The sequence below is a fragment of the Paraburkholderia sediminicola genome (assembly GCF_046030555.1).
GTDB lineage: Bacteria > Pseudomonadota > Gammaproteobacteria > Burkholderiales > Burkholderiaceae > Paraburkholderia > Paraburkholderia sediminicola_E.
The window spans coordinates 1-10,593 of sequence record NZ_JAQQCH010000051.1 but is presented as its reverse complement, the minus strand read 5'-3'; the positions used below and the strand labels follow the sequence as shown (position 1 = coordinate 10,593).

Here is a 10,593-nt window from a genome sequence, read left to right as displayed (position 1 = left end):
ACCCGCTTAAGAATTAGCGGTTTGAGCCGCTTTCTCTTGCTTACTTCTCTTTGCGGCCGGCAAAGAGAAGTAAGTGCCCGCCCCGCACAGGGGCGACACTAATAAACCAATAACAATTCAAGGAAAGGCCAACACCATAAAACCGCAGACGAACAAGCGCCGCGCAGGCAAAAAAATCAACAAAAGCCCAACGCCGCAGGCGTACAGACGAACAAGCGCCGAACAGGCAAAAAAACCATCACACCAATTCAGCACGGGCCGCCCCGACGGCCCTCCCCCGATACCAAACAAAATAAACCACAAGCAACACAACAACAAACGGCACTCCAATCACCAACGTCATCCGAAACTCTCGGGTAAACCACGTAGTGACCAACGCACTCACCATCAGCCCCGCGCCAAGCAGAGAAGTAACCGGAAACCCCCACATCCTGAACGCCAACGGCACCCCCTTATGCTTATGGCGAAAAAAGAAGTGCGTAATAAAAATCATCAGCCAGGTGAACATGGCACCAAACATGGAAACGGACATCATCAACACAAACGAAGCATTCGGATAAACCACATTCAAAACAGTAGCCAACGCAATCCCGATCGTCGAGAGCCACAACGCAGCAACCGGAACCCCCTTCCGATTCAGATCCCCCAACCGCCGCGGCGCATACCCCGCGCGGGAAAGACTAAACATCATCCGCGTAGTGATATACAACTGGCTATTCATCGCCGACAACGCCGCCACAAGAATCACAAAATTGATCACCCCCGCAGCCCCCGGCACATGCGTCGCCGCCATCACCCGCACAAATGGACTCTCATCGGTACCCGCCGCATTCCATGGCACGATCGCCAGCATCAACGCCAATGTCAGCAAATAAAAGAACACCAACCGGAACATGGTCGCGCGAAACGCCTGCGTGATCGCCTTCTGCGGATCGCGCGCCTCGCCCGCCGCCACCGCGATCATCTCGATGCTCAGATAACTGAAAATCGATACGATCACCGCCACCCACATGCCCCACACACCCTTCGGAAAGAAACCGCCGTGTGACGTGTAGTTGGCAAAGCCGATCCCCGAGCTGGCGGGCGCGCCGAACACCACATACGCACCCAGTAAAATGAAACCGACAATCGCCACGATCTTCAGCATCGAAAAGACATACTCGACCGCGCCGAACACCTTCACGCTCACCGAGTTAATTCCGATCAACGCCGCGGAGAACCCAACAATCCAGTACCAGCCAGGCACGCCCGGAAACCAGTACTTCATATACACGGCAATCGCCGTCACCTCAGTGCCGACCGCAAACACAATCGACGACCAGTACGCGTAGCGCACCAGAAATCCCGCCCACGGCGCAATATAGTGCTCGGCATAGGCGCCGAACGATCCCGACGTTGGATGCGCGACGGTCATCTCGGCAAGGCATCCCATCAACAGCAACGCAATCAGCGCGCCAATCGCATAACTCACCAGCACGCTCGGGCCGGCAAAACCAATGGCGAATCCGCTGCCGAGAAAAAGGCCCGTGCCGATCGCCCCGCCAATCGCGATCATCGATAACTGCCCCGTCGTTAATCCCCGGTGCAATCCCTTCTCGCGTTCGACAATCGTGTCGAAACCCCGCTGCTCTTGCGTCATCTTGTGTCTCCTCCTGGATGCGGTTGCGCGTAGGGACGCAACCGCCGGTGCCGCGCTGTCGTATGACTTGTATTGCTCGAATCGCGGCGCTTAAGTGCTTAGGTGGTCAAGTACGTTGAGCGGGTCAGGTCACCGACTTGCGCGCTTTATATTCCTCGGTGTTCCACGCATCGGTTGCGATGATGTCCTTGAGCTGCGCGATGGTGTCCCAGATATCCACGTATCGCACGTACAGCGGCGCAAAGCCAAAGCGCAGAATGTCCGGTGCGCGGAAATCACCGATCACGTTGCGCGCAATCAGCGCCTGCATGATCGCGTAGCCTTGCGCATGACCCAGCGATACCTGGCTGCCGCGCTGCTCGGTGTCGCGAGGCGAAGCGAGCGTGCAACCAAGGCCTTTCAGTTCCTGATCGGTCAGCTCGATAAACAGATTGCCGAGCGCCACGCTCTTGTCACGAAGCACATCGAGATCGACGCCATCGAATGCTTCGAGCGCGCTCTCCAGTGCAACCACGCCAAGTTGCGGCGCGGTGCCGGTCAACATGCGATCAATGCCCGGATGCGGCGCGTAGTCGTGCGTGAACTCGAACGGCTTCGAGTGACCATGCCACCCCGTCAACGGCTGACGTACGGCTTCGATATGGCGCGACGCGACAAACACAAAAGCCGGCGCACCAGGACCGCCATTCAAATACTTGTAGCCGCAGCCCACCGCGAAGTCGGCATCGCAGCGGTTCAGATTCACCGGCATCGCACCCGCCGAGTGACAGAGGTCCCACACGATCAGCGCGCCGGCTTCATGTGCCTGACGCGTCACTGCTTCCATGTCGTAGCGTTTGCCAGTTTTGTAGTTGACGTGCGTGAGCGACACGATCGCCACGCTATCGTCGATCGACGCGACAATGTCGTCCGGGTCGACGCAACGCAGCTCGCAGCCGGTCATCTCCGCGACGCTCGAAGCGATATACACGTCGGTCGGAAAATTGGTTCGCTCAGCGAGGATCACGTTACGACCCGGGCGCATGCGCGTGGCCGAGACCAGCACCTTGAACAGATTCACCGAGGTCGAATCGGCGACGATCACTTCGTCCTGCCCTGCGCCGATCAGTTTGGCAATCTTGTTGCCGGTGCGCTGCGGCGCCGGATACCAGTCGGCGTCGTTCCATGAGCGGATCAAACCGTGCGCCCATTCCTGCTTAAGCGCCCGTTCGATACGTGCGGGCACATTCGTGGGCATCGCGCCCAGCGAGTTACCGTCGAGGTAAATCGTGTCGACGGGCAAGTCAAATCGCGCGCGGCAGTGGGCCAACGTGTCAGCAGCGTCGAGTGCGATGCAGTGTTCCCGGGTGATCATCTGACTAATTTCCTGTGTGTTCTTATTGCAATTGCAAGGTCAACGGCGAGCGGTGCTTGAACCTGTTTAAACCGCGTCTGCGACCGTCGTAGGCAAATTGAAAAAGCGTTGGGCGTTGGTGCCGAGAATCTTCGCCTTGGCCGTGTCGCTCAGTTGTGGATGATCGGCGACCAGGTCGCCGATCTTCTGCTCGCCGAGTGGGAACGGATAGTCGGAGCCGAGCAGCACATGGTCCTCGCCCATCGTCTCGACCAGCAGGCGCAAAGCGCCCTGATCGAACACCGCGCTGTCCACGTAAAAGCGCTCGAGATACGACACCGGCGGATTCGGACAATCTTCGCGCACGATGTCGCGCTGCTCCCAGGCGTTCTGCACGCGGCCAAGCAAGAACGCAAAGCTGCCGCCGCCGTGCGCGAAGCACAGCTTCAGCGACTTCGGAATCCGCTCGAACGCTCCAGACAAAATCAGCGACACCATGCTCAATTGTGTTTCCGCCGGCATCGCGACAAGCCACGGCAGCATCCACTTCTTCATGCGGCCGTCGGTCATCATGTCCCACGGGTGCACGAGCACGGGAATGCCTTCGTTCGCGCAGTGCGTGAGAAACGTCACCAGGTGTTCGTCGTCGAGATCACGCGGGCCGAGGTGATTGCCGATCTGCACGCCGCGATGGCCGGCTCGGTGCGCGCGCGTCGCTTCGCGGCAAGCGAGGTCAATGTCCTGCAGCGGCACTTGCGCAAGCGCCATCAATCGTTGGGGAGCGTGCGCGCAGAGTTCAAGCGCGTGATCGTTCATCCGCGCGGCCCAGTCGTGCGCGGCGGAAGCGTCGTAGCGATAGCCGAACATCACGGGCGTCGCGCACATCAGCTGGATGTCGACGCCGAGCGCATCCATTTCAGCAATGCGCACCGCCGGATCCCACAGCGCGCGATACACCGGGCGAAAACTCTTTTCGCCAGTCATGATCATGCCGCGTTCGCCGTCCGCGTCGATCTTCAGCCACGGCGCGTGTTCCGCGTCGAGGCTTGCGGCCTCTTCCCGCGCGATCGGCGGGAAAAAATGGGAATGCATGTCGATTCGAAGTGTCATCGTGATTCGTTTTGTTTAAGCGGCCTTGCCGGGGTGAACATGACCGCAATGTGCGCAGCGCCGCTTTTCTTCTGACGCATAGAAGGCGTTAAAAAGCGGCGGCAGATCGCTGACGATGCTTTTCAGTTGCACCTCGACGCGATAGACGAGATGGCCGCAGTCATCGCAGTACCATTCGAAGCCGTCCACCATGCCTTGCGGGCGTTGCCGTTCGATCACGAGGCAGACGCTGCCCGCTTCCGGCCGTTGTGGCGAATGACGCACATGCGGCGGCAGCAGAAACACGTCCCCTTCTTTCAGGTCGACGCGTTCGTGTTTGCCGTCGATCCACAGATGCAGATACGCATTACCGCGCAGCTGATAGAAGAATTCTTCGAGCGGGTCGTCGTGGTAGTCCGTGCGATGGTTCGGTCCACCCACCACCGTGACGATGAAATCGCTGTCCTGCCACACCTGCTGATTGCCGACCGGTGGCTTGAGCAGATGCGCGTGGTCGTCGATCCAGCGCTGAAAATTGAACGGTTTGCCGTACGTGAGCATGGCTGTCTCTTTCTTTGATTTTATGCGCGTGTTTATTTGTTCGGCGCGTACGCAATTGCCTTCATCTCGATCAGCAGATGCGGATGAGGTAATTGATGCACTGCGACCGTCGTGCGCGTCGGACCGGTTTCGTCGAAGTACTCACCGTACACAGCGTTATAGCCGCCGAAGTCGTTCATGCTGACGAGGAACGACGAGATCTCGACGAGGTTCGACAGGTCCGCGCCTTCACTCTGCAGGATATCGCGAATGTTCTCGATTACCACGCGCGTTTGCTCACGAATGTCGAGCTGAACGGTGCCGAGTTCGTCGGCGGAGGCGCCCGCAATCGTATTGTCCGGACGGCGCGAACTGGTGCCGGAGACGAACAGGAAGTCGCCCGCTCGCGTCACGTGCGGAAAACGGCCGCGCGGTTTGGCTTTGCCGGGCACGACGCGCCCTTGAATGGTCGGTTCGTTGGTCATGAGGGTCGATAGGTGGTGAATTCGGTACTGCCGAGGCCGTTGACGATGCAATGCACGTGCGCGTCGACGGGCAACGGATGAGCGGCGGTGGCGGCGCCCGCCATGATCAGCGAGCCAGCCGGCAACACGAGGCCGCTTTGCGAAATCAGCCGCGACGCCTGCACGATCGAGCGCAGCGGGTCGCCGAGAATTGCCGCGGTCGAGCCGGCTTGCACGATGCGGCCGTCGAGTCGCATCGTCACGCCGGCGTTGCGCAAGCCGTCGAAACGTTTGGTCCACGGGCCGATCACCAGCCCCGCCGACGAACAGTTATCGGCGACCACATCTTCGAGCGTGAACCTGAAATCGCGGTAGCGTGAGTCGATGATCTCCATCGCCGGGGCCACCGCTTCCAGATAGCGCGACGCTTCGAGCAGGGTGAGCGGCCGGTCGATCTCACGGCTCGTCAGGAAGCAAACCTCCGGCTCGACGCGTGGGTGAATGAAGCGATTCAGCGCGACGCGGCCGCCGTCTTCATCGAGCATCGCGTCGGTCAGCCAGCCCCAGATCAGGCTGTCGACACCCATCTGAATCATCTTCGCGCGGCTCGTAAAGCCCAGCTTCACGCCGACCATGCTCTCGCCGCGATGAATGCGCCGCTCAATCGACGCGCGTTGAATCCCATAAGCGTCATCCAGCGAAAACGGCGTGGACGTGGTGAGCTGCGCGATCGGCTCCGCATGGCGCGCGGCGTCGTCGATACGCTCCGCGATAGCATCGAGATTGATCACGCGGCCGCCTTCGGCGCGAGTTCACGCGCCTTGCGCATATCCAGCGCAACGTCGACGATCATGTCTTCCTGGCCACCGACCATACGGCGCTTGCCGAGTTCGACCATGATGTCGAACGCCGACAAGCCGTATTTCGCAGCGGCGGCCTCCGTGTGGCGCAGGAAGCTCGAGTACACGCCGGCATAGCCTAGCGCGAGCGTTTCGCGATCCACCCGCACCGGCCGCTCCTGCAACGGACGCACGATATCTTCTGCGGCGTCGATCAGCTTCTTCACGTCGCAGCCGTGATTGAGTTTCATCCGGTCTACCGCGGCGATGAACACTTCGAGCGGTGCGTTGCCTGCGCCCGCGCCCATTCCGGTCAGCGATGCATCGATACGGTCACAACCGTGTTCGAGTGCGATCACGGAATTCGCCACGCCCAGCGACAGATTGTGGTGCGCGTGCATACCGGTTTGCGTCGCCGGATCGAGCACGGCCTTGAAAGCATCGAAACGCTCGGCGACGTCGCGCATATTCAACGCGCCGCCCGAATCCACCACGTACACGCATTGCGCACCGTAGCGCTCCATCAATTTGGCCTGCTTCGCCAATGCGTCGGGCGTGGTCATATGCGACATCATCAGGAAGCCGACGGTATCCATGCCGAGCGAGCGCGCGTATTCAATGTGCTGCTTCGAGATATCCGCCTCGGTGCAATGCGTGGCGATCCGGACGATGCGTGCCCCGGCGTCGTACGCCGCGCGCAGATCGTGGACGGTGCCGATGCCGGGCAGCAGCAGCGTCGCCACCTGCGCACGTTTCACCGTACTGGCCACCGCTTCGATCCATTCGAGATCGGTGTGTGCGCCGAAGCCGTAGTTGAAGCTCGAACCCGATAGACCATCGCCGTGCGCGACTTCGATACTGTCGACGCCCGCGTCGTCGAGTGCCTGTGCGATCGCTACCGCGTTCTCCAACGAGTACTGATGGCGGATTGCGTGCATGCCATCGCGCAGCGTCACATCCGACACATAGATTTTCTTGTTGCTATCGATCATTGCATCTTTCCTTTCACGCTGTCACGCGGCTGGCCGCGATCTGCTCGGCCGCGGCCAGCGCCGCCGAAGTCATGATGTCGAGATTGCCCGCATACGAAGGCAGATAATGCGCGGCGCCCTCGACTTCGAGGAACACGCTCACTTTCAGACCCGCGCGGCGCTCGTTCGCGTGCAACGCGAGAGGGTTCGCCGCGGTGTAGCGGTCAAACTGTACGGCCTGCTTCAGACGATAGCCGGGCACGTAACTCGCCACCGCTGCGACCATCGCGTGAATCGAGCTTTCGATTTCATCGGTATCGGCGTCTTCTTCGGTCAGGCAGTAGACGGTGTCGCGCATCATCAGCGGTGGCTCGGCCGGATTGAGCACGATGATCGCCTTACCCCGCGCCGCGCCGCCGACGGTTTCGATCGCCTTCGAGGTGGTCTCGGTGAACTCGTCGATATTGGCGCGCGTACCCGGCCCCGCCGAGCGGCTTGCAATCGATGCGACGATTTCGGCGTAACGCACCGGCGCCACGCGCGATACGGCATGAACGACTGGAATCGTCGCCTGACCGCCGCATGTGACCATGTTCAGGTTCGGCGCGTCGAGATGCGCGAACAGATTCACTACCGGCACCACGAACGGCCCGATGGCAGCCGGCGTCAGATCGATCACAGTGACGCCGTGTTCACGCAGCACGGCGGCATGGCGGTGATGTGCGCCTGCCGACGTTGCGTCGAATGCAATGCGAATGTCGCTGAATTTCGGCATGGCCACGAGGCCGTCGATCCCCTGCGCGGTGGTTGGCACGCCGAGCCGTTCGGCGCGCGCCAGACCGTCCGAAGCCGGATCGATGCCGACCATCGCCCCCATCTCGAGGTGTTTCGCGTGACGCAGCACCTTGATCATCAGATCGGTGCCGATATTGCCGGAGCCGATGATGGCGACGGCCTGCTTTTCTTGTTTATCGTGCATGGCGTTCTCTGTCACGCTGCGGATTCAGTATGGTGGGCAAAACTCGCGCTGACGGAGCCGAGCCCTTCGATGTGGGCGGTGAAGACGTCGCCGGCATTGACGCCGACCATTGGGCCGAGCGCGCCAGTTAGCACGATATCGCCCGCCTTCAAAGACGCGCCGACACGCGTCATGGTGTTGGCGAGCCACACCGCTGCGTAGAGCGGATTGCCGAGGCAAGCGGCGCCCACGCCGACGCTCACCTGATCGCCGCGCCGCTCCATCACCATGCCGCAGTTGATCGCGTCGAAGGCATCGAGCTTGACGGGACGATTGCCGAGCACGAACAGCCCGCTTGATGCGTTGTCGGCCACTGTGTCCGTCAAGCGGATATCCCAGTTGGCAATCCGGCTACCGACGATCTCGATTGCGGGCAATGCGTAAGCAGTTGCGCCGATCAGATCGGCAATCGTATGCCGGTCATGCGGCAGATCGCGAGCGAGCACCAGCGCGATCTCCGCTTCCACTTTCGGCTGCTGCGTGCGCGACATTGCTATCTCTTCACCGTCCGCAATCGACATATCGTCGAACAGCATGCCAAAGTCCGGTTGATCGACGTCGAGCTGTGCCTGCACGGCTTTTGACGTGAGGCCGATCTTGCGGCCCACGAGGCGGCGACCGGTTGCCAGCTTCCGTTCAGTGTTCAGGCGCTGGACGGCATAAGCGGCTTCCAGCGCATCGCCGCCCAGGTTCGCGATCGCCGCGCGCACCGGCGCAATGGGTGTGTTGTTCTGCTGCGCCTGCCAAAGCAAGTAAGCGATCTGTTGTGCGGCGTTCAGGTCGATTTCGCTCATGCGATCCTCACGCAGACGTTGGTCAGTTCCGAATAGAAATCGAGCGAATGACGGCCGCCTTCACGGCCGATGCCCGAAAGTTTGGTTCCGCCGAACGGTGTGCGCAGATCCCGCACAAACCATGCGTTAACCCAAACGATGCCGGTTTCGATCTGCCGCGCCACGCGATGGCCGCGCGAGAGTTGCGTGGTCCAGATACTTGCGGCGAGTCCGTAGGCGCTGTCATTGACGCGGCCGATCACTTCGTCTTCGCTATCGAACGGCGCAATGTGGCAGACAGGTCCGAAGATTTCTTCTTTCACGCAGCGCGCATCGTCGTTCAGCCCAGTCCAGATTGTCGGCATCACGAACGCGCCTTGATCACGTTCGTCGCCGAATTGCGGGACATTGCCGCCAGTCACGACGGTTGCGCCCTCTTCTACTGCGAGCCGGAAATACGACAATACCTTCTCGCGATGTCCACGCGAGATCAGCGGACCCATCGTGGTCGCGGGATCGTGAGGCGCACCGACCTGCAGCGCCTCGGTTTTTTCCTTCAATGCGGCGACGAAGCGTTCGAAGATCGGCCGCTCGATGTACACGCGCTCGCTGCACAGACAGACCTGTCCGGCATTCGTGAAGCTCGATTTCAACACGCCGGCGACGGCGGCATCGAAATCCGCATCGGCGAAAACCACGGCTGCATTCTTGCCGCCGAGTTCAAACGAGATCTCCTTAACGCCATCGGCGACGGTCTTCATGATCGTGCTGCCGGTACGCGACTCACCGGTGAAGGTGATCGCGCTGATGTCCGGATGACGCGTGAGGAATTCACCGGCGGCGTTCGGCCCGTGACCGTGAATCAGATTGAACACGCCGGGTGGCAAGCCAATGTCGTGCATCACCTCGGCGAGCAGCGTGGCGGAACTGGGCGTTTCTTCCGAGGGTTTGGCGACGACGCAGTTACCCATTGCGAGGGCCGGCGCCACTTTCCACGTGAACAGGAGCAGCGGCAGGTTCCACGGCGAGATGATGCCGACCACGCCGAGCGGTTTGCGCGTGACGTAGTTGATCAGTTCGCTGCCATCGGCTGCGTGCGTTTCGAAGAACTCGCTGTTTGCGGTGCGGATGAGATCTGCGAAGGTGCGGAAGTTCGCGATGCCACGCGCGATATCGAGCTTGCGGGCCTGCTCGAGTGGGCGACCGGTGTCGGCCACCTCTGCCGCGACGAAATCTTCGAAGCGGGCTTCGATGCCGTCGGCGATTTTATGGAGCCAGTCGGCGCGTTCAGCCGGTTTGGTATTGCGCCAGCCGGCGCGTTGGGCGGCGGCGGCGGCGCGGACGGCGGCATCGACCGTGGCGGCGTCGGCTTCGCAGACTTGAGCGAGTTGTTTGCCGTCGACCGGGCTGATGTTTGGGAAGGTGGTTGCGGTCGCAATGAATTCGCCATTGATGTAATGGCGAAGTAGCGGTTGAGCGCGCTGCGCGGCGGCCGGGGTGAGAGTCACAACGTCTCCTGCTCGATTGAGGTGTTTGCAGGAGTCTAAGGGGGGGCCTCGCGGGGCGATAATCAAAGATTGGGTGGTGGGTATGCTAAAGGGGAATACCAGAGGGGGTTTGCCTTGGGCGGCGGCGATGAGGGGGTGGTTTGGTTTGGTTTGGTTTGGTTTGGTTTGGTTTGGTTTGGTTTGGTTTGGTTTGGTTTGGTTTGGTTTGGTTTGGTTTGGTTTGGTTTGGTTTGGTTTGGTTTGGTTGCCTGCGCGGCGCTTATTGTCTGGTTGCCTGCGGTGTTGGCCTTTCCTTGTTTTCTTATTGGTTTATTAGCGTCGCCCCTGTGCGGGGCGGGCACTTACTTCTCTTTGCCGCCGCAAAGAGAAGTAAGCAAGAGAAAGCGGCTCACACCGCTAATTCTTAAGTGGGTCCCCTA

Annotated in this window: 10 protein-coding genes and 1 pseudogene; 1 reads left to right on the top strand and 10 read right to left on the bottom strand. The window is 60.5% G+C overall.

Annotation, left to right across the window (positions count from 1 at the left end):
* Positions 1-238: 238 nt before the first annotated feature.
* The 10 genes from PQQ52_RS34365 to PQQ52_RS34320 form a co-directional block, all read right to left on the bottom strand.
* Positions 239-1,639 (bottom strand): amino acid permease, encoded by a 1,401-nt coding sequence (locus PQQ52_RS34365; RefSeq protein WP_408221449.1) that lies wholly within the window; start codon positions 1,637-1,639, stop codon positions 239-241.
* A gap of 124 nt (positions 1,640-1,763) precedes the next feature.
* Positions 1,764-2,993, bottom strand: coding sequence for a kynureninase (kynU, locus tag PQQ52_RS34360; protein WP_408221447.1), 1,230 nt, complete (start codon positions 2,991-2,993; stop codon positions 1,764-1,766).
* Between the two features lie 66 nt (positions 2,994-3,059).
* A complete protein-coding gene (locus tag PQQ52_RS34355) occupies positions 3,060-4,082 on the bottom strand; it encodes an amidohydrolase family protein (RefSeq protein WP_408221445.1) in 1,023 nt (340 codons plus the stop codon).
* 15 nt (positions 4,083-4,097) lie between these two features.
* On the bottom strand, positions 4,098-4,622 hold the full coding sequence (locus PQQ52_RS34350; RefSeq protein WP_408221443.1) for a 3-hydroxyanthranilate 3,4-dioxygenase: 525 nt from the start codon (positions 4,620-4,622) through the stop codon (positions 4,098-4,100).
* 32 nt (positions 4,623-4,654) lie between these two features.
* Positions 4,655-5,086, bottom strand: a complete 432-nt coding sequence (locus PQQ52_RS34345) for a RidA family protein (RefSeq protein ID WP_408221442.1) — start codon at positions 5,084-5,086, stop codon at positions 4,655-4,657.
* Positions 5,083-5,856: a 2-keto-4-pentenoate hydratase gene (locus PQQ52_RS34340; RefSeq protein WP_408221440.1), complete on the bottom strand. Its 774-nt coding sequence runs from the start codon at positions 5,854-5,856 to the stop codon at positions 5,083-5,085. The genes PQQ52_RS34345 and PQQ52_RS34340 overlap by 4 nt, the downstream gene beginning before the upstream one ends.
* Positions 5,853-6,896, bottom strand: coding sequence for a 4-hydroxy-2-oxovalerate aldolase (gene dmpG / locus PQQ52_RS34335; protein WP_408221438.1), 1,044 nt, complete (start codon positions 6,894-6,896; stop codon positions 5,853-5,855). The genes PQQ52_RS34340 and dmpG overlap by 4 nt, the downstream gene beginning before the upstream one ends.
* 13 nt (positions 6,897-6,909) lie before the next feature.
* Entirely contained in the window at positions 6,910-7,854 is a 945-nt protein-coding gene (locus PQQ52_RS34330; RefSeq protein WP_408221436.1) for an acetaldehyde dehydrogenase (acetylating), read from the bottom strand.
* An 11-nt stretch (positions 7,855-7,865) separates the two neighbouring features.
* The gene (locus PQQ52_RS34325; protein WP_408221435.1) at positions 7,866-8,687 is read right to left on the bottom strand and encodes a 2-keto-4-pentenoate hydratase; all 822 of its coding nucleotides are present in this window, start codon (positions 8,685-8,687) and stop codon (positions 7,866-7,868) included.
* Positions 8,684-10,174, bottom strand: a complete 1,491-nt coding sequence (locus tag PQQ52_RS34320; protein ID WP_408221433.1) for a 2-hydroxymuconic semialdehyde dehydrogenase — start codon at positions 10,172-10,174, stop codon at positions 8,684-8,686. Before PQQ52_RS34320 ends, PQQ52_RS34325 begins: the two co-directional genes overlap by 4 nt.
* Before the next feature lie 114 nt (positions 10,175-10,288).
* On the opposite strand from PQQ52_RS34320, the pseudogene PQQ52_RS34315 reads away from it, so the two are divergent.
* A pseudogene (locus tag PQQ52_RS34315) lies at positions 10,289-10,593 on the top strand (hypothetical protein); the annotation flags it as partial.

Excerpts from the sequence above, each read along its gene's own strand:
- PQQ52_RS34355 (WP_408221445.1), bottom strand. The coding sequence starts at position 4,082 with ATGACACTTCGAATCGACATGCATTCCCATTTTTTCCCGCCGATCGCG.
- PQQ52_RS34365 (WP_408221449.1), bottom strand. The coding sequence starts at position 1,639 with ATGACGCAAGAGCAGCGGGGTTTCGACACGATTGTCGAACGCGAGAAG.
- dmpG (WP_408221438.1), bottom strand. The coding sequence starts at position 6,896 with ATGATCGATAGCAACAAGAAAATCTATGTGTCGGATGTGACGCTGCGC.
- kynU (WP_408221447.1), bottom strand. The coding sequence starts at position 2,993 with ATGATCACCCGGGAACACTGCATCGCACTCGACGCTGCTGACACGTTG.
- PQQ52_RS34345 (WP_408221442.1), bottom strand. The coding sequence starts at position 5,086 with ATGACCAACGAACCGACCATTCAAGGGCGCGTCGTGCCCGGCAAAGCC.
- PQQ52_RS34330 (WP_408221436.1), bottom strand. The coding sequence starts at position 7,854 with ATGCACGATAAACAAGAAAAGCAGGCCGTCGCCATCATCGGCTCCGGC.
- PQQ52_RS34325 (WP_408221435.1), bottom strand. The coding sequence starts at position 8,687 with ATGAGCGAAATCGACCTGAACGCCGCACAACAGATCGCTTACTTGCTT.
- PQQ52_RS34350 (WP_408221443.1), bottom strand. The coding sequence starts at position 4,622 with ATGCTCACGTACGGCAAACCGTTCAATTTTCAGCGCTGGATCGACGAC.